The following is a 19,342-nucleotide window of genomic DNA, read 5'->3' on the forward strand; positions in this document are numbered from 1 at the left end:
ACTCGGGGATGGCGGCACCGTGGCTTGGCGTCCACAAAACCAGAAAAAAGTTCCCTTGCATATTGCAATAACAAGTCAAATGCAAAATAATGCCCAAACAAAAATTATTCTCATTTGATTTAAGGTTACTTTTATATGCCAGGGAACAGCGCGCCTTCATCCCCCTTCCGTCATCGTCGCCGCCTTGGTGTCCTCATCGACCGGGCTCTGTTGCCCGGCCGCACCCGTATGCCGGAAGGCTTTTTGACGTTCTGACCCATCGCAAAGGACGGGCGGAAGAGGAGGAAGGTCGCTCTTCGCCTGCCCATGGATATCGGCCTTCAGCACAGAGCAAGGATTATATGAGCAAGATAAGCAAGGTATCGCCGGTGCTGGCGATGATGGTGGCGGCCCCGCTGGCGGTGGAGGCCCAGGCGGCAGAGCCCTACGAGCTGGAAACGGTGGTGGTCAGTGCCACCCGCCAGGGGATGGAGGCGAGCGAGCTGGCCCATGCGGTGACGGTGATCGACCGCGAACAGCTGGATACCCAGCTGCAAACCGCCCGCAACCTGGGGGAAGTGCTGGCGAAAACGGTGCCGGGCATGGCACCGGCCAGCCAGACCCTGACCAACTTCAACCAGACCCTGCGCGGGCGCAACCTGCTGGTATTGATCGACGGTATTCCGCAGAACACCAGCCGTAACATCAGCCGCGACCTGATGAACATCGACCCCGCCAATATCGAGCGCATCGAGGTGCTGCGCGGCGGCAGCGCCGTCTACGGCAGCGGCGCCGCCGGTGGCGTGGTCAATATCATCACCCGGCGCAACCAGGACGAAGCCGTGACCAAGGTCGGGGTGCAGAGTTCCCTGTCCCGGGTGACGGGTGACGGCCTGGGCTATCGCGGCGAACAGTCCCTGGGGGGCGGCAACGAGACCTTCGATTACGGGTTCAACCTGGCCTGGGAGCACCAGGGCGCGGCCTTCGACGGCAATGGCGATCGCATCGCGCCCGAGCCCAGCCAGGGTGACCTGTCGGATACCGACAGCCTCAACCTGGCCGGCAAGGCCAGCTGGCACCTCGACGCCGGCACCCTGACCCTGTCCGCCAACCATCTCGACGCCAAGCAGGACACCGATTACGCCTCGGATCCGGCGGTCAATGCCGCGGCGCCGGGAGATGTCCGGGCCAGGGCCATTTCCGGGTTGCAGCTGGACGAGCAGAACCGTACCCGCAACAGCCTGGTGAACCTGGCCTGGAATGCCGACCAGACCCCGCTGGGGATGGTGGACGCCCAGCTGTACTACCGCGACTACCACGCCCGTTTCACCCCCTTCGATGCCCGCAACATCGCCAGCTGGGGCAATAACCTGGCACAGACCTACCTGGACAGCGAAACCCTCGGCAGCCGCCTGACCATCAACTCGGCGCTGAACGACAACAGCCTGCTGCGCTGGGGGCTGGATCTGAGCCGGGAAAAATCGGAAATGCCGGTGACCACCTATGATATCGCGGCCTACGACAACAGCGGCGGCCTGGTGTTCGTCGATACCGGAGACCAGTTGTTCATGCCGCCGCTGACCCAGCGCAATATCGGCGTCTTCGCCCAGCTGGAATACGACTTCAGCGAACGCCTGCGCGGCGAGGCCGGCACCCGCTACGAGCACGCCAAGGCCTCCTTCGGCGACTTCACCACCCTGGGCGGCAACGCCATCGAGGGCGGCGACGTCAGCTTCGACGACTTCCTGTTCAATGCCGGCCTGGTGTACAGCCTGACCGACAGCACTGAGCTCTACGGCAACTTCTCCCAGGGCTTCGAGCTGCCGGATCTGGGTCTGCAGCTACGCGTCGCTCCCGCCGGCTTCAACGTGAACGACTCCGAACTCAAGCCGATCAAGACCGACAACTACGAGCTGGGCTGGCGGGGCGACTGGGGCTATACCCAGGGCAGCCTGGCCCTGTTCTACAGCACCTCGGATCTGGGCCCTGTGGTGATTCAGGACTTCGCCTTTGCCCAGCGCCGGGCCAAAGAACGGATCTACGGGGTGGAAGCGACCCTGGATCACCGGCTCAACGAACAGTGGCAACTGGGCGGCCTGCTGACCTGGATGGAAGGCGAGAGCTACGACGAGGCGGCGGGCGAGTGGAAGGCGCTCAACGGCTACCGTATCCCGCCGCTGCAGGTGCGCGCCTATGTGGAGTACCACCCCCATGATCAGTGGCTGCACCGGTTGCAGGCCAACTACAGCGGCTCCCGGGACGACGCCTTCAAGGATCAGGTGGGCTTCGGCAGCCGCCAGGTCGACAGCTATACCACCCTGGATTACAGCACCCGCTACGACCTGGGCCGGCACGGCTTCAACCTGGGCGTGGAAAACCTGCTGAACAAGGATTACTACCACGTCTATGGCCAGTTGCTGCGGGACGGCAAGAACACCAGCCATATCCCCGCCAGCGGCGCGACCCTGAAGCTGGGCTACCAGTACCGGTGGTAACATGGCTCTTCCTGCCGCTGCTGGTGCTGCTGCACCCGCCGGCCTGGGGCGAAAAGGCGGCCGAGTGCCGCCTTTTGCCACATGCCATGGGCGAGAGCTGCGTGCCCGCACAGCCCCGGCGGGTGGCGGTGCTGGATACCGGCGAGCTGGACATGGCCCTGGCGCTGGGGGTGACGCCCATCGCTGCCACCACCCCCTATCAGGTCGGGCAGTTCCCCGCCTATCTGGCGCCGGCGGTGCCGCCGGTATCCTTGGGGGTGGTGCAGGAGCCGGATCTGGAACGGCTGATGCAACTGCAGCCCGATCTGATCCTGGGCAGCCGGCTGCGCCATGGCCGGCTTTATCCCCTGTTGTCCGGCATGGCGCCCACCGTCTTCAGCGAGAACGTCGGCGCCGGCTGGGCGGAGAACTTCCTCCTTTTTGCCAGGGCCCTTGGCCGCGAGCCGCAAGCGGAGCGGCGGCTCGCGGCCATCGATGCCCGCTGCCGGCGCATCGCCGCCCTCCATGCCCGCAAGGGCTATCCCACCCTGTCGCTGGTGCGCTCCATGCAGACCCACGTCCGGCTGTACCTGCGCGACTCCTTCGTCGGCAGCCTGCTGGCGCGTTGCGGGCTGGACCGGCCTGCGTTCCAGGCGGGGGGCGGCTTCGCCCGGCAACTGGCGTCGCCGCGCCATATCGCGGCCCTGGACGGCGACATCATACTGCTGAGCGAATACGCCCCCGAGAAGGGGTCCCTGATCCGGCGCTGGCGGGATTCCGCCTTCTGGCCACTGCTCGGCGGGCGGCTCTACGAGGTGGACGACGGCTACTGGATGCTGGGCATAGGCCCGCTGGCGGCGGAAAAGGTGCTGATGGATCTGGAGCGGATTATCGATGACTACTCGCCCCGTTAGTCCCTGGCGGCGTTGGCTGCCGCTGGCCGTGTTGCTGCTGTTGCCGCTGGCCCTGCTGCTCGGCGGGGATAACCTGGCCGGGTCCGGCTGGCGCTGGCTGTTGGGTGGCGGCGAGGCGATGTCGCCCGTCGATTACCTGGTGCTGACCGAACTGCGGCTGCCCCGGCTGCTGGCGGCTCTGCTGATCGGCGCGGCCCTGGGCACCGCCGGTTGCCTGCTGCAGCGGCTGACCCACAACCCCCTGGCCAGCCCCGGCCTGCTCGGGCTGAACCAGGGCGCGGCCCTGGGGCTGGTGTGCCTGCTGATCTCGCCCTTGCCCTTTACCCTGTGGCATGCCTGCCTGGCCGCCCTGGGCGGGGCCGCCCTGGCCATGGTGCTGGTGTTCGGCGTGGTCAGGCTGGCCACCGGCCGGCTGGCGGCCGACAGCCTGCTGCTGTTCGGCGCCCTGCTCAGCACCCTGCTCGGCGGCCTGGGAACCATGCTGCTGCTGCTGGATCAGCACGCGCTGGACGTGATCCGCTTCTGGTTGGCGGGCTCCCTGTCGCTGGTGGTGCCGGCCCAGCTTCCCCCCCTGGCCGCCCTGGTCTTTCCCGCCCTGCTGCTGGCGCTGCTGTGCGGCCGGCCACTGGAAATACTGGAAACCGGGGGCGACACCGCCCGCAGCCTGGGACTGAACCCGGTGCTGGTGCTGCTGGCGGTGTCGGCCGTGGTGCTGCTGCTGACGGCGGCCTCGGTGGCGGTGAGCGGCCCCATCCTGTTCGTGGGCCTGGTGGTGCCGCACATGGCCCGCTTCTGGTTGGGCGAGCGGTTGCACCGGCAACTGATCGGCAGCATGGTGCTGGGCGCCGGCCTGCTGGCGGCGGCGGATGGCCTGGTGTTGGCCGTCGACGAACAGGACCGGCTGCCGCCGGGCATGGCGCTGGCCCTGCTGGGGGTGCCCTGGTTCCTGTGGCTGGTACGACGGAGGTACCTCGAGCGGTGAAGCGACATCTGCGTCATTACGGTTATCTGTGGCTGCTGCCGCCGGTGCTGGCCTGGTGCCTGCTCAACGGCAGCGTCGACACCCTGTCGTTGCTGCTGGCGCCGGAGCATCGCGGCCTGACGTTGCAACTGATCGGCGAGCTGCGCCTGCCGCGGGTACTGACCGCGGCGCTGGTGGGGGCCGGGCTCGGGCTGGCGGGGCTGCTGCTGCAGACCCTGTCCCGCAACCCGCTGGCCGATCCCGGCATCATCGGCATCAACCAGGGCGCGGCGCTGGCGGTGGTGCTGGCGTTGCTGCTGATACCCGGCCTTTCCCCCCAGTGGCTGCCGTTGCTCGGGCTGCTGGGCGGCCTGGCCAGCACGGCCCTGCTGTGGTGGCTGAGCCGGGGCACGGCGGCGGTGGCCCTGATCCTGATGGGAATCGGCTTGAGCAGCCTGCTGAGCGCCCTGATCGGCTGCCTGCTGATCCTGGCCGACAGCCAGCAGATCGCCATGGTGATGACCTGGCTGGCGGGCAGTTTCGCCGGCAGCCACGGCGACCCGGCGCTTACCACCCTGGGCTGGGCGGCGCTGCTGCTGCCCGCCGGCTGGCTGCTGTGCCGGCAACTGGCGCCGCTGCTGCTCGATCCCCTGAGCAGCCGCATGCTGGGCACCCCCGTCGCCCTGCTGGAAAGCCTGTGCCTGCTGCTGGCCTGCGGCCTGAGCGCCATGGCGGTGGCGGCGGCCGGTACCCTCGGCTTCGTCGGCCTGCTGGCGCCCCATCTCGCCCGGGCCCTGCATCCGCCCCAGCCCGGCAAACTGGCGCTGCCGGTGATGGGCTACGGCGCCCTGCTGACCCTGCTGGCCGACTGGCTCGGCCGCAGCCTGTTCGCGCCGGTGCAACTGCCGGCCGGCCTGCTGCTGGCCTTGCTGGGGGTACCGGTGTTTGTGCTGTTGCTGCTCTGGCAACAACGTTTGCGAGGAAAATAAGAGATGAACGAGGATGCCATCAGGGCCGAGGGCCTGAGCGTCGGCTACCGTGGCCAGCCGCTGATCGAGCGGCAGGACGTGGCGATACCGGCGGGCCGCATCTCGGTGCTGCTGGGGGCCAACGGTTGCGGCAAGTCGACCCTGCTCAAGACCCTGGCCGGTTTGCAGCCCGCCCGGGAAGGGCGCATCCGGATCGGGCAGGAAGAGCTCGCCGCCATCCCGGGGCGCCGGCTGGCCCGCCGGCTGGCGTTTTTGCCCCAGCATCCCGCCGCGCCCGATACCCTGACGGTGGCGGAGCTGGTGATGATGGGCCGTTACCCTTACCGCCGTCCCCTGTTGCCGCCGGCTCCGGCGGACCATGGGGCGGTGGCCGAGGCGCTGCGGCAGACGGACATGGCACCCCTGGCGGAGCGCCGCCTTTCCGCCCTCTCCGGCGGACAGCGGCAGCGGGCCTGGCTGGCCATGGTGCTGGCCCAGCAGACCGACATCCTGATGCTGGACGAGCCGACCAGCTACCTGGATCTCAGCCACCAGTACGAACTGCTCAACCTGCTCCGGCGGCTGAACCGGGAGCAGGGCAAGACCCTGGTGCTGGTGCTGCACGATCTGAACCAGGCCTTCGAGTTCGCCGACCACCTCATCTACATGAAACAGGGTAGGCTGGTCGCCGAAGGCTCGCCGGCCGAGACCGCCACCCCCGCACTGGTCGACACCATCTTCGGCCTGCACTGCGACATCCGACCCCATCCCCGGGCTGGCTGCCCGCTGCTGATCCCCCTGGCGGGGTGCCGCTAGCCGGCTCCATTGTCACCGGGTCCGTGGCCCAAGCCGGGGAAGGGACTCAGGCTTGCCGGAGCACCATCGCCGGTTTCAGGACGGCGTATATCAGTCCGGTAACGATGGTGCCGGCGGCGATAGCCACCAGGTACATTCCAACGTTGCCGACCGCGTTCGGGATGGCCAGGACGAACAGTCCGCCGTGTGGCGCCATCAGGGTGCATCCGAACAACATGGACAGGGCGCCGGCCACGGCGCCTCCCGCCAGAGTCGCGGGGATGACGCGCATGGGGTCGCGGGCGGCGAAGGGGATGGCCCCTTCGGAGATGAAGCACAACCCCAGAATGAACGAGGCCTTGCCCGCTTCCTGCTCCGCGGCCGTGAACTTGTTGCGGGCCACACAGGTGGCCAGTCCCATTCCCAGCGCCGGTACCATACCGGCCGCCATGATGGCGGCCATCGGCAGGTAGGACTGGGAGGCCAGCAATCCCACCCCGAAGGTATATGCCGCCTTGTTCACCGGGCCGCCAAGATCGAAGCACTGCATGGCGCCAAGCAGCACGCCCAGCAGAATGGCATTGGCGGAAGTCATGCCGGAGAGGAATTCGGTCAGGCTCGCCATGACCGCCGCCACCGGGCCTCCAATCAGGTAGATCATGGCCAGGCCGGTGATCGCGCTGGAGAGCAGGGGAATGAGCAGGATGGGCTTCAGGGCTTCCATGGCGTGTGGCAGCCGGATGCGCTGCACTAGCCATTTCGCCGTGTAGCCCGCCAGAAAACCGGCGACAATACCGCCCAGAAAACCGGCTCCGCTGGTACTGGCCAGCATACCGCCGATCAGGCCCGGCGCCAGTCCGGGGCGGTCGGCGATGGAGAAGGCGATAAAGCCGGCCAGCATCGGCACCATCAGCGCAAACGCCGATGTTCCGCCGATCTGCATCAGGGCCGCCGCCAGGCTGCCTTCTTCCCTGAATGCCTCGATGCCGAAAACGAAAGAGAGCGCGATGCACAGCCCTCCCGCCACCACCAACGGCAGCATATGGGATACGCCGGTCATCAGATGCTTGTAGATGCCGGGAAGCTCTTCCTTGCCGTATGTGGAGCCCTGCCCTGGCGTCGGATCCGGTGTCGTCAGCGCTTGTTCCATGACCTGGGCCGTTTTTTTCAGGGCGGCGCCGGTGCTGGTTTTATACAGCCTCTTTCCGGCGAAACGGCTCAGGTCAAGCTCGATATCCGCCGCGATGATCACGACATCCGCCCGGGCAATCTCTTCCTCTGTCAGGGCATTGTTGGCGCCGACCGAGCCGCGGGTTTCGACCTTGATCCAGTTTCCCCGTTTCCGGGCCTCCAGCTCCAGGGCTTCGGCCGCCATAAAGGTATGGGCGACGCCGGTGGGACAGGCGGTAACAGCAACGATACGTTCACTCATAATAGGGTCCTGCGTTTTCTTGTTGGGTTTGCAAGGCCGCCGTCGCGACGGCCTGGGATGACGAGGCGGACTCGCCCGTCAGCCTCTCGCATGGCGGGCCGCCTGCCGGAACAATTCGTCGCCGGGGCGGATGCCGGTATAGAGCGCAAATTGCTCGACAGCCTGGATGGCGAACACGTCGCTGCCGGTAATGACGGTCTTGTCCCGGGCGCGCGCGTAGTGGATCAGGGGGGTGACCGCTGGCAGCGCCACCACGTCGAAGACCACGCTGGCGTGGTCGACCTCGGCTCGGGTAAAGGCCAGCGTGTCTTCCTCGGGGCCACCGGCCATGCCGATCGGGGTCGCGTTGATCAGCACGTCGGCCCGCACCCCTTCCATATTCGGAACCCACTCAAAGCCATACTGCGCCGCCAGCGCCTTGCCGGTCGTCGCATTGGTGGCGACGATATGGCCGCGGGTGAAACCGGCATCCCTGAGGGCGCAGGCCACGGCCTTGGCCATGCCACCGCTGCCGCGCAGGGCGAAGGTCCGATCGGCTGGCACCCGGTACCGTGCCAGCAAGGCGGCGATCGCGATGTAGTCGGTGTTGTAGGCCTTCAGGTAACCGTCGGTGTTGACGATGGTGTTGACGGAGTGGATCGCCTGCGCCGAGGGGGCCAGCTCATCCACCATCGGGATGACCTCCTCCTTGAACGGCATGGAGATGGCGCAACCCCGTATGCCCAGGGCCCGGACCCCCTGGATGGCCGCGGCCAGATCCCGGGTGGTGAAGGCCTTGTAGAGATAATCGAGATCCAGCGCGTCATACAGGAAGTTATGAAAACGGGTGCCGAAATTGCTTGGCCTGGCGGCGAGGGATATGCACAGGGTGGTCTCTTTATTGAGCTGTCTGGTCATCGGTTTGACTCCATGGGGTAAACAATCTTCAACGGCAGCGGCGCGCCGGTGGCAAGGTGACGGGTTGCCGCAGCACTCATCCGGTTAATTTGCAGAGCAATAACCTTTGTCGGTGAGCCAAGGGTGGCCTAAATTGAGGTAATCAAAAATTGCTGGATTTGAGAAAAATGAGTTCCTCTTTTATGCCCACTCGTCGCCTGGAGCAGCACTACCTCAAACTGCGTCGTTGCTTCGGGGCCGAGCCGGTCGCCGTCACCCTGCAGGAGCTGGCGGATCGGCTCTGTTGTACCAGGCGCCACATGCGCAACCTGCTGCTGCAGATGCAACAACGGGGCTGGATTGCCTGGCAGGCGGAAGCGGGGAGGGGGCGCCGCTCGCGGCTGGCGTTGCTGCGCGATGAGCGGCAACTGCTGAGTGACAAGGCGCAAGGATTGCTGGAGTCGGGCCGGTTCGACGAAGCGCTCGGCCTGCTGGGCGAGGAAAAACAGCTGATCGTCCCCTTGCTCGGGGCGAGGCTGGGGTTCAGCGTCCGTTCGGATCAGCAGTGCCTGCGGGTGCCCTATTACCGCACCATGTTGAACCTGTACCCGGGGACGGCGTTGCGCCGCTCGGAATGGCATCTGATCCGGCAGCTGTTCAATGGCCTGACCCGGATAAAAGAGGAAAACGGGGAAGTGGAGCCCGATCTGGCCCACCATTGGCGCATGCAGGATCCGCTGCACTGGTGCTTTTACCTCCGGCCCGCGGTGCAATTTCATGATGGTCGTGAGCTACGGGCGGCGGACGTGGTCGCCTCCTTGACCCGCGCCGCAGCCCTGCCGCTGTTTTCCCACCTCAGGGAGGTGCGCGAGGCCGGGCCGCTGAGCGTCGTCATCCGGCTCGCCGAGCCGGATCCACGCCTGCCGGTGCTGCTGGCCAGCACCTGGGCGCTGATCCTGCCGGCCGATCATGCTGCGCGTCCCGATTTCGCCTCCCATCCGGTCGGCACCGGCCCCTATCGGGTGGCCGACAACGACGAATGGCATCTCCGGCTCAGGGCCTTCGATGGCTATTTCGGACTGCGAGCGTTGCTGGATGAGGTGGACATCCTGATGTGGCCGGAACTGGCCGAATCCGCCCTGGCGGGTCCGCATGCGGTGGCTCGGCAGGAGAACGAGGCGGCGGTGCCATCCGCCGGCTCCGGACGGCAGGGCGGGGTTTCCAGCGAGACGGCCGCCTGGCTGAGCTCCAGCCTCAGTGACGCCGAATATGCCGCCGGGGTGGCGGTGGACCTGAGTGGCAGCCCCGCCGATCCCTGCAAGGAAATGTTTCTCGAACAGGGGGGCTATTTTCTGCTCTGCGACAGCCGCTCGCCCCACTGGCACGGGCTCGAACGGCGGCGCTGGCTGCGGCAGACCCTCAACCCCTATCTGCTGGCCCGGCAGTTGAGTGAGCCGATCCGTCATCTCTGGGTGCCCGCCACCAGCATGCTGCCCCATTGGTGCCACCCCATGGACGCGAGCCCGGCCACCGGCCCCTTTGCCACGCAACCGGGCGACCCCGGCAGGCAGGACTGGCCGGTATTGCGGCTGGCCTATCATGAGCAACATCCGGAATTCCCGATGCTGGCCGAGGCGATGAGCACCCTGCTGGCGGCCGAGCGGATAGCGCTGGAGCTCGTGGAGCTGGACTATGGTCGCTGGGCCGCCGGGGACGCAGAGGTGGATCTCTGGCTGGGCACGGTCAACTTCCCGGTGCCGGTCACTTGGCATGTGGGGGCCTGGCTGCTGGGCTCCCCCTTGTTGCACCACGGCCTTGCCGGTGGCGACGCCGCCCTGCTGGCACAATGGCAACAGGACTGGCGCGGTGAACGGCTCGACTCGGAGCGCCTGGCGTGGCAGGTGCTTCGCTCGGGCTGGCTGCAGCCGCTGTTCCATCACTGGATGCGGCTGAAAGGCCCCGTGCAGGCCCAGGGGATCCACCTGAACAACCTTGGCTGGTTCGACTTCCAGTCGACCTGGCTGGAGCCGGTGTAGCGGGATGGCGGCAGCCCCCGTAGCCGACGGAGGAGCGGCAAGCAAAGGGTGGAGGCGCCGCTTACCGGCGGGCAACCCGGGGGGCACCGGGTTGCCTGTTTTTTTCAGAACTCAGCTTTGTAGCAGGCTCAAGGAGATATTGCAGGTGGGCAGGGGGCCATAAAAGACATGCCTAGTGCTCTTGGGAGGAAACAAGCGCCCTTGGAGGGAAAACTCCCGTACCAGCAGGGGGGTGACCTGCATCGATGGGTGGGTGCTGATGAAATCCACCTCGTGGTAGTCCAGCAACAGGCAAGGGATACGCTTCAACTGCAGGCGTAACGCCGCCGTTCTCCGGTGATGACCATCCATGATGGACAGGCTGTCCTTGTCCAGGGTCAGGGGGATGCGCCAGATCTTTTCGTCCGCTATTTTGTCGACCAGCCAGTCGACCTGCTCGGCATAGACCTCCTCGTTGGGACGGATGGCGTCGATGTCGACCAGAGTTATCGGCTTTGCACAAAGCATGATCAGTGTTCCTCGGTGAAAAACAGTTGCCCGTTGCGGTGGTAAATGCGTGCGGGATGCGGGTGGCTCAGGAAGTCGTGATGCGAGATGTGCCAGCCATAGGCTCCCGTCTGTTCGAACAGGACGAGATCCGCCACGCGCAGCTGCTCGACCTCGACCCGGCGGGCAAGCACATCCTTGGGGGTGCACAGCTCCCCGCACAGGGTGATGTTCTGCCGGGTCACGCCGGGACGGGGGCAGGGCCATGGCCATGACTCGGTCGGCAATACCTGGAAGGGATGGTTGTGTTGCCAGGAGGAGGGCAGGCGGAACTGGTGGCTGCCGCCGCGAAGAATGGCGAAATGTTCGCCGTGGCTGCGCTTGATGTCCGTCACTTCGGTCACGTAGCAGCCGCATGTCGCCGTGACGAAACGTCCGCATTCCATCGCCAGACTGAAGGCGATGTCACCGCTCTCCAGCAGCATTGCCAGCCCGCGGCAGTAGTGCGGCCAGTCGAACTGACGGCCGTCGGGGGCGTAGTCGATGCCGATGCCGCCGCCGATATTGAGGACTTCGACCGGCAGGCCATACCGCCGCTGCCAGGACAGGGTCAGCTCGATATAGCGGCGGACCAGCATCAGGTGGCTGTGGGCATCCAGGTTGTTGGATATCGCATGGAAATGGAAGCCGACACAGCGGAGCTGTGGATACCGGCCCAGGGTGTCCAGGATTTCCTCGATCTCGTGCTGATCGATGCCGAACTGGGTGGGCTTGCCGGCCATCTGCAGGGTGGCGTCGGGCAGGGTGAAACGGGGATTGACCCGCAGCAACACCTTCACCGTTTTTCCCGCCCTGGCGGCCAGGGTATTCAGCCGGACCAGTTGGAGGCGGCTCTCGATATGGTAGAGCTCGACATCCGCGGCCAGGGCGCCTTCCAGTTCCGGCCCGGTCTTGCCCGGACCGCCGAAGGCGATGGGGCTGGCGGGCGCGGCGCGGCGGGCCTTGTGGACCTCTCCCAGCGAGGCGACTTCAAAACCATGGATGTGCGGGGCCAGGGTCTGCAGCACCGGGGTGTCGGAGTTGGCCTTGATGGCGTAGTAGAAGCGGACGTTATCCGGCAGTTCGCCGACGATCGATTCGATTCGCTGCTCCAGGTGATCGAGATCGTAATAATAGGCGCAGGCCGGCGCGTTCTGCCCCGCCAGGTAGCGCCGGAGCGGTTCGATGGAAAATGGCAGGGTCATGATATTTCCTTGTGAGTTTGAAGATGAGCCTGGTGAGCCCGGCGCAGGATGCCCCTGTCGTCACCGAGCACGAACATGGCGACGCCTTGCCGACGCCAGTGCCGGATGGCTTGCGGGTCGCGCGGCAAGGCACAGAATGCCTTGCCGGCCGACCGGGTGATGACGAACATCCGCTCGATGGCCGTGTGCACCTCGGGGTGCTGGGTTTGCCAGTGCAGGCCCAGGGACTGGGACAGATCCGCCGCGCCTTCCAGGACGACGTCGACGCCGTCGACCCCGGCGATGGCTGCAAGATGGTCGAGCCCTTGCCGGCTTTCGATCATTACCACCACCAGGGTGTCGGCCGCCGCACCCCGGGTGTATTCTGCCAGGTCGTCGGCGCCGTAACGGCTGGCCCTGGTCGAGTTCAGTCCCCTCAGCCCTCGCGGGGCATAGTGGCAGAGCTCGACGGCCTGCCTTGCCTGGTCGGCATCCTCGACGCGGGCGAAGACGATGCCCGCCGCCCCGGCGTCGAGCAGGGGCACCACCAGGTGCGGCGCCCGGGGCGGCACCCGCACCAGGACATCCAGGCGTTGCGCCCGTGCCGCCAGCAGCATCGTTTCCAGCTGTTCGGGGCTGATCAGGGTGTGTTCCAGATCGATGATGACGAAATCGTACCCCGCCACCGCCAGTTGCTCCAATGCGACGGCAGAGGGGATGGAGCAGAACAGGCCGAAACATGCCTCGCCGGCAAGGAGGCGGCTCTTGAGGGAACTAGTGGCCATGATGGTGCTCCTCCTCGCATAGCGGATTGGCGACCGGCATCACCCGCAGCCGGACTTCCGGCAGGAAACGGCGGCTGGCCAGTTGCTCGACATCGATACGGTCGGCAAAAAAGTCGAACAGCCGGAAACGCGGGGCGAGATCCGGGTGGTCCGACTGGTATTGCCGTACCACATGCCTTGCCAGGGCCCAGAACTCCTGCTCGGCAAAGTGGTAGTGCTGGGTCAGAAACCAGGCCAGTTCGGCAAGGTTGACGAAGCACAGGGCGTCCTGGGTAAAGTCCCGTAACTCGTTGGCGTCGTCCGTTTCCAGAAACGAATTCGGGTTCACCCGGGCGTGGGCCTGTGGCGCGTCGGTGAGCGCGGGAAGCCGGACGGCATCGCGGAGCAACGATTTGCTGTAACGCACGCCGTCGTGGAAATCCTTCAGCGCCACCCTGACCGGCATGCCCTGCTCATGCACCAGCAGCATATTCTGGGCATGGGACTCCAGCGCCGTGCCGTGATACCAGAGCATGTGCATGACCGGCAGATAAACGCGTTCGAGCAGGGCGGTCAGCCAGGCGCCGATGCCGTATTGCCGGATCCAGGGATCGATAAGCGGTCGTTGGTCGATGTCGAGCTGCACCAGGGCGGTCACCGGGGTGGCCGACTGCCGCTCCGACAGATGGCGGTAGACGCTTTCACGCCAGATGCAGGCGAGAGCGCCGTACTGCTTTTGCAGCGGGGCGGGAGGCGTGATGCCGATGCCGGCGATCTCGCGCAGTATGATGGGCTTTCTGTCCTCCGGCAGGCGATCGTCGGTCTGCACCAGGTGCCACAGCCAATCGCTGATCCTGGCGGCATTGCTGACGGTATGGGGCGCGAGCACCCGGGATGTGGATGTATTCAGCAGGCTCATGGCCAGTTTCAGCGAGGGTGCGCCCAGGTCGCTGATGTCGGACAGGGTCCGAATGGACTGCTGTGGCAGGTAGTCCGGGCCGGTGACATCCAGCTTGATGATCCTGGCCCGGGTGAGCATGTCCTGGTAAAAAATCCGGATGACCTTGCGCCACTGCCAGGGATGAACGGCAAGCAGCACCATGTCTTCCGGTTTGTTGCCCGCGGCGCGGATCTGGCGGTGAATGGCGCCGTATTCCTCGCACGAAAAATGCTGGCGGTACAGGGCCTCCAGGCTGGTGGAGCGGCTGACTCCCAGATGGGCCAGTGCTCTGTCGACGGCCAGCCAGACGAGGGGGAAGCCGGCCGACAGCTCCGGGCCGTAGCGCTTGTTTTCATCCAGATCGAAACCCACCCGGGATTTGAAGCTGGGGTGGTACAGGTGGCCGTTGTTGATGCGCGCTTCCTGCTCGAAATAAGGCAGCTCGCGCAGGGGGGCGACGGTGCTGTGCTGCAGCGTCTGGGCATGCTTGACCAGGGTCTCCGTGAGTTCCTGGTGGAATTGCTGCCAGCGTTCGGCATCGGCCTCCACTATCCGGCCGATATCCGTCATGAGTTGCCTGAGCGATACCGGGCCGGCCTGCCCGGATTCTAACCGCTGCACGGAGCCTGGCCGGATCCGGACCCGGGAAAAACTGGCGCTGATCCTGGCCTGGCACCGGTAGCTCAGGGTCGCCGACACGGGAATGAGCAACTCGTCCTGTTCATGCCGGCAGGGGAGGGCCTGCTCGTACAACAGGGCTTCGAGCAACTGATGGACGACACGCTGCTCCGCCTGCCGGTAGGCGGTGGCATCATCCGTTTCGGCCAAGGGGGTGAGGCCACGATAACGATAGGCACTGAGGGGGTTGGGAATATTGACCCAGGCGGGGTTTTCCCCGGTGCCGTTAAAGGTGCTCAGCATGTTGGCTTTTGCCGGCAGAGACCGGGCCAGCAGCAATTCCTGGGCGTAGCTTTGGGCCCGGCCACCGAGGTTCGCGTCGACCAGTGCCTGCCCGGTCGTCTGCCAGAGCCGGGCCTCACTGACCGGAAACGACCTGGCCAGGGCGCCGATTAGGTGGGCGATGTGGTTGACCACGAGATAGTACTTGAAGCGGAACCAGGCTTCGTCGGCGGAGTACCATACCGAGCTTTCCGGGCCGACGGCGGTGCAGCGTGGCGCCAGCATGGAGTCGCTGGCGACGCTCACCCCCTCCATGTCGCGCACCACGAGCTGGACGGGGGTGCCCTGGCTAAACCGCATCAGGCTGTTCTGCAGGTGGGCTTCGAGGCTGATCCCGGTGGTGGCAAACAACTTCAGGGCTGGTAACAGCGAGACGTTGGTATATTGGCGCCACCAGTCGGCGACGAATGCAGCGGTGATGCCTTTACCGGCAAGCTCGGCGGCTTGTCGCACATAATGACCCAGCGGCAGAGCTCCGGTCATCGGGCACTCCTCCACCAGGCTTCCCAGGATCCGGGTCTGCTCAAGCGCCTCATCTTCCAGGCCGGCCCGGTAAATGATGCCGAAAGCGGCCTCCAGCCCTGCCAGCTCCAGGGTCTGGGCGGCCAGTTCGGGCAACAGGCGCAGGGCGTCGTCGGTTTCCCCCGGCGCCAGTTGGTGCAGCAGGCGGCTGGCGTCGATCGCCCGCACCATCTGCTCGGGGGGATTGTTGCGGATGAAGTTGGTGATACGCACATCCAGGGAAAGTTTGAGGAACAGCCTGCTTTCCGGCATCCATACGGTACGGACCGAAGAGGTCGGCCAGACCACCTGTCCCAATGGGCCGAGCGAAATAATGAGATCCTGTTCGAGCTTTTGACGGACTTCGGGTTGCTCCAGCAGGAAATTGGCCTGCCAGGGATGACAGGGGATAAGCTGGTACTGGTCGGCACTGGCTCCCAGCAGCCTGGCCGCCTCCTCGCGCGCCGCCGGATCGAGCAGTTGGGAAACATCGGCACCGCTGGACAGGGTTCGTACCAGTTCTGGCGCCACGGCGAAGTAGTGGAGCCTGAACGAAGCGCCCAGTTCGGGGCTGTAGCGTTTCATGTCTTCTTCCGAAAACCCCATGCTGGCCTTCGAAGTGACATGGAAGGGATGCCCGAGCAGCATGCCCTGTTCCGCGGCGGTGAAGTCCTCGGTTACCGACAACGCCGCGACCTTCTCTTTTCGGGCATTCAGGAAAAAGCCGGACTTCTCGACGCTGTTGCACATCTTTTCGTACAGGTCTGCGGCCTTTTGCCGCTGCTCGGGCCCCTGGCCGGCGTTCAGGGCCAGCTGCTCGCAGATAAGCCTCAGCAAGGGCCGGATCTCGTCCAGCGTCTCGGCCATGCCGGCGCCGTTTTGCTGCAGCAGGAAGGTGGTGCCGTAGCGGTGATAACCGGTCAGGGAGAGATGGCTGATGGTGCCGTAAAGGATCTTGTCCGAGGCGGTAAAGTGATAGGCAAAGCCAAGCTCGTCATCGCTCATCGCCAGTTGATCGGCATAAGGGTGGTCCTGGTATGAAACCAGATGCCGATGGATATCGAGGCCGGTCTCTCGGAAAAAGGTGTTCAGGTATTGTTCGAACAGTTTGTGGTGCCAACGGCTGTCCATTGTTGACGTCATGGTCTGGTTGCCTCTGTACAGGTTGAATAAGCGGGGTGTTTGTTGGTGAGCAGCAGGAGACCGGCGGCAATAAAAAGAGCCGCGCTGGCCGCCATGGCGCCACTGGCGTGAAAGAACGGATAGACGGCCGCCACCGCCAGCGGCCCTATCAGCTGACCCGAGACCAGGGCGCTGTTGGCGGTTCCGATCGCCTGTCCCTGGTGGCGGGGGTTGACCCGGTTGCTGACGATATAAACGACCGTTTGGGTGAGGGCGGCCAGGCAGAAGCCCTGCACCAGCCGAAGCAGGGCGAGCTGCCATAGGCTGTTTGCAAAGATCATGGCCAGGATGGCGCTGCCGCATCCGGCCGAGGCCATGATAAAGCTGCCCCGGGCACTGCCCCGGTCGTTACGCTTCCCCCAGTAGCTTCCGGCCAGGAAAGTCGCGGCCCAGGCCAGTGCATGGAGTCCTCCCGTGAGGGTGGCGGCGGGAAAGCGCGGGTCGCCGAGCTCGCTGACATAGAGGGCAAAGCAGGTGACCAGGGCAAAGGCGCCGCCTTGGGCCAGCGCCCCCGCCGCCAGCCAGGACAAGGTGGGCCACCGGCAGAACCAGCGTTTGAGCAACGGCGGCTCGGGTTGGTCCCGATGGCAGGAACGGGGCGAGGCGTCATGAAGACAAAGCGCGGCGGCAATGAGGGCGACGCAGGTCATGGCCGCAGTCATATTGAGCAAGAGTTCCATTCCCCAGCGGTCCATGAACAGCCCTCCGAGCAGGGGACCGCTCAGACAGGCCAGTGCCATGGCGCTTTGCAAGCGTCCCAGCAGCATGCCCTTGCCGGAAGGTTCCGCCATATGGGCGGTATAGGCCGTGATGACGAGGGATATGCCACAAAAGCCAAGCAACAGCCGGGCGGCAAGGAACTGGGCCAGGGTGCCGGCAAAGGACATCAACAGCAGCGAACCGCAAAACCCGCCCAAGGCCAGGAACAGGATGGGGCGGTATCCCCAGCGGTCGGCCAGGCGCCCGAGCAAGGGCGCAGACACCATGCCGCCGATGGCGGGAGCGGCCAGGGCGATACCGGACCAGAGCATCGCGGTGCTCATGTCGTCCGCCAGTTTTTCCAGATACAACGGCATGACCGGGATCAGCACCATGACCCCGAATGTCGCCAGGAACTGGCAGCACAAGAGGACATGGATAGCGTTAGGATGCTTCATGCACGGGTTCCGCCGTCAGGGGCCGGGGTGCCGGGAGCGGCAACAGGGGGTTGCAGATCCTGCCCATGGCGCTCGGCATGCCTGTCGAGGCGCCGGGCTGCGTCAACAGGGGGCCGAGCACCTGCTTGAAAGGCCAGGCCTTTGCGTTCAGCAGGCTGTCGGACAAGATACGCCCGAGCTCCTCGTCCTGCAGGGCTGCCGCGTAATCTTCGATACAGGTCCGTACCCAGCGCCAGAAGTCCGCTTCGGTCCTGTTGCTGTGCCGGAGTGTGGCCAAGGCGATAGGGTACAGGTTGACCTGCAGTCCCAGTGTCGTGAAATAGGCGAGCAGTTCCTCCATGGAGGCCAGCACCAGCGAATTGGGTGTCGTCCAGTCGATCTGATAATCCGGCAGTGGCAATCCCAACCGGGTGAGCCGGGCGGGACAGATGCGGAGGGTGTCATGATCCCGGAGAACAAAGCCGTGCAACTGCCGGTGTCGATAGCGTGCAAGTACGTTCTGGCCATGGCACTCCGGCATCACGCCCTGACACCACAGGTTCAGGAAGGTGTTGATAAAACAGTGGCTCAGGTCCTGGAGGGCCTGCCAGGGGTCGGCATCTCCATCCAGGAGCCGCCGCCAGACCGGCTCGTGCGGATAACTCAACGCCGACATGGCGAGCAGGCGGCTTGAAGGGGCCTCGTCGAACGGCGGCAGAAAACGGATCTGGCAACCCAGGAGGCCCGGATTCCTGACCAGCACCTGTTCCCGTCCGGCAACCCACCAGTGGTTCTCGTCACACAGGGTGATGGCCGAAGTCAGGGCACTGTCCCGCTCCAGGATCTGCGTCAGCAGGCGGCAAGCCTCATCGCCATTGACCAGGTAGCGGGGCGGCATGGAACGGATAGCCCCCAGGGTGCTTGCGCTGGTGGAAAGCTTGATATGCATCCTTTCGTTCCGGGCACTCGCCAGGGTGCGCAGGGAGGAAGTGGGAGAGCCGGTCGCGGTGGTGAAGATCAGATCCACGGCGCCGAAGGTATTGCTTTCCGACAACAGGAGCCGATGCTGGGTGGGGAGCAGGGGCAAGGCGACGTAACCGGGCGCCAGGTGCCGAAGGCGGACACTCAGCGCCGCCTGCTCCGCTTCACTCAGCAGCAGCTCGGCCGGCTGCCGGGACTGTTTGCTCAACAGGCTGCCGGGGGGCAAAGCCCACCAGTGAAGCCGTGGCGAATCGGTGACCAGCCGGGCGAGCGCGCCTTTCGCGTGAGCAAAGGGATGGAAGGGGCGATCGGCCATCATGGCGAAGCATTCGCTGGCCGCCAGGGGCGAGGTGGCGGCATCGCGGGCCACTTGGAGCCGGGCGGGCAGGTGCTCGAGAAAATCGAAGCACTCCTTCCACCATTGCACCGCCCGTTCCCGGCCCGCCTCGGGCCACCAGGTCGCCTTCACCAGATAGGGCATGACCTCTCGGGGGGATATCCGGCACCGCGTACCCTGCCTTTCGTCTTGCAGGCGGACATCGTCATCCTGTACCTGATAGGGCCTCAGCCCCTCTTGCATCCGGCAAGAGAAGCCAAGGCTCATCGTGTCGTCGAGCCGGACGGTCAGCACGGCGCCGGAAAAGCGCAAGCTGTCGCAAAAACCGTCGAAGCTCTCCATGTAAAGCGCGTCGACCAGCTTTTGTAGTTGGTCCGTATAGAGTTGCCGTAACATA

At 65.2% G+C, this 19,342-nt stretch carries 13 protein-coding genes and 1 pseudogene; 6 read left to right on the forward strand and 8 right to left on the reverse strand.

All coding sequences use genetic code 11. The features are described from left to right. Positions 1-341: 341 nt before the first annotated feature. Genes ACT7DK_RS02005 through ACT7DK_RS02025 form a run of 5 tightly spaced genes read left to right on the forward strand, consistent with a single transcriptional unit; the run spans position 342 to position 6,112 of the window. Entirely contained in the window at positions 342-2,474 is a 2,133-nt protein-coding gene (locus ACT7DK_RS02005; RefSeq protein WP_445395816.1) for a TonB-dependent receptor, read from the forward strand. Next, positions 2,468-3,367 carry an ABC transporter substrate-binding protein gene (locus ACT7DK_RS02010; RefSeq protein WP_445395818.1) on the forward strand — a complete coding sequence of 300 codons (900 nt, stop codon included), beginning with the start codon at positions 2,468-2,470 and terminating at the stop codon, positions 3,365-3,367. The genes ACT7DK_RS02005 and ACT7DK_RS02010 overlap by 7 nt, the downstream gene beginning before the upstream one ends. Continuing rightward, complete coding sequence (locus ACT7DK_RS02015) at positions 3,348-4,349, forward strand: FecCD family ABC transporter permease (RefSeq protein WP_096780065.1); 1,002 nt, start codon at positions 3,348-3,350, stop codon at positions 4,347-4,349. The genes ACT7DK_RS02010 and ACT7DK_RS02015 overlap by 20 nt, the downstream gene beginning before the upstream one ends. Further along, positions 4,346-5,317, forward strand: a complete 972-nt coding sequence (locus ACT7DK_RS02020) for a FecCD family ABC transporter permease (protein ID WP_445395821.1) — start codon at positions 4,346-4,348, stop codon at positions 5,315-5,317. Before ACT7DK_RS02015 ends, ACT7DK_RS02020 begins: the two co-directional genes overlap by 4 nt. A gap of 3 nt (positions 5,318-5,320) precedes the next feature. After that, a complete protein-coding gene (locus tag ACT7DK_RS02025; protein WP_445395823.1) occupies positions 5,321-6,112 on the forward strand; it encodes an ABC transporter ATP-binding protein in 792 nt (263 codons plus the stop codon). Between the two features lie 46 nt (positions 6,113-6,158). On the opposite strand, the pseudogene ACT7DK_RS02030 reads toward ACT7DK_RS02025, so the two are convergent. Together ACT7DK_RS02030 and ACT7DK_RS02035 are read right to left on the reverse strand one after the other, a co-directional pair. Continuing rightward, positions 6,159-7,517, reverse strand: a pseudogene (locus ACT7DK_RS02030) (fructose-specific PTS transporter subunit EIIC); the annotation flags it as partial. 84 nt (positions 7,518-7,601) lie between these two features. After that, positions 7,602-8,420, reverse strand: coding sequence for a shikimate 5-dehydrogenase (locus ACT7DK_RS02035; protein WP_445395825.1), 819 nt, complete (start codon positions 8,418-8,420; stop codon positions 7,602-7,604). Between the two features lie 182 nt (positions 8,421-8,602). On the opposite strand from ACT7DK_RS02035, the gene ACT7DK_RS02040 reads away from it, so the two are divergent. Continuing rightward, a complete protein-coding gene (locus tag ACT7DK_RS02040; RefSeq protein WP_445395827.1) occupies positions 8,603-10,435 on the forward strand; it encodes an SgrR family transcriptional regulator in 1,833 nt (610 codons plus the stop codon). Between the two features lie 111 nt (positions 10,436-10,546). On the opposite strand, the gene ACT7DK_RS02045 is transcribed toward ACT7DK_RS02040, so the two are convergent. Genes ACT7DK_RS02045 through ACT7DK_RS02070 form a run of 6 tightly spaced genes read right to left on the reverse strand, consistent with a single transcriptional unit; the run spans position 10,547 to position 19,341 of the window. Then, positions 10,547-10,942 (reverse strand): hypothetical protein, encoded by a 396-nt coding sequence (locus ACT7DK_RS02045; protein ID WP_445395829.1) that lies wholly within the window; start codon positions 10,940-10,942, stop codon positions 10,547-10,549. Positions 10,943-10,944: 2 nt separating this feature from the next. Next, positions 10,945-12,165 carry a type III PLP-dependent enzyme gene (locus ACT7DK_RS02050; RefSeq protein WP_445395831.1) on the reverse strand — a complete coding sequence of 407 codons (1,221 nt, stop codon included), beginning with the start codon at positions 12,163-12,165 and terminating at the stop codon, positions 10,945-10,947. Then, positions 12,162-12,929, reverse strand: coding sequence for an HpcH/HpaI aldolase family protein (locus tag ACT7DK_RS02055; RefSeq protein WP_445395833.1), 768 nt, complete (start codon positions 12,927-12,929; stop codon positions 12,162-12,164). Before ACT7DK_RS02055 ends, ACT7DK_RS02050 begins: the two co-directional genes overlap by 4 nt. Beyond that, complete coding sequence (locus tag ACT7DK_RS02060; protein WP_445395835.1) at positions 12,919-16,452, reverse strand: IucA/IucC family protein; 3,534 nt, start codon at positions 16,450-16,452, stop codon at positions 12,919-12,921. Before ACT7DK_RS02060 ends, ACT7DK_RS02055 begins: the two co-directional genes overlap by 11 nt. Beyond that, positions 16,449-17,648, reverse strand: coding sequence for an MFS transporter (locus ACT7DK_RS02065; protein WP_445395837.1), 1,200 nt, complete (start codon positions 17,646-17,648; stop codon positions 16,449-16,451). The genes ACT7DK_RS02060 and ACT7DK_RS02065 overlap by 4 nt, the downstream gene beginning before the upstream one ends. Continuing rightward, positions 17,635-19,341 carry an IucA/IucC family protein gene (locus tag ACT7DK_RS02070; protein WP_445395839.1) on the reverse strand — a complete coding sequence of 569 codons (1,707 nt, stop codon included), beginning with the start codon at positions 19,339-19,341 and terminating at the stop codon, positions 17,635-17,637. Before ACT7DK_RS02070 ends, ACT7DK_RS02065 begins: the two co-directional genes overlap by 14 nt. Between the last annotated feature and the right edge of the window lies 1 nt (position 19,342).

Source organism: Zobellella sp. An-6 (genome assembly GCF_052487945.1).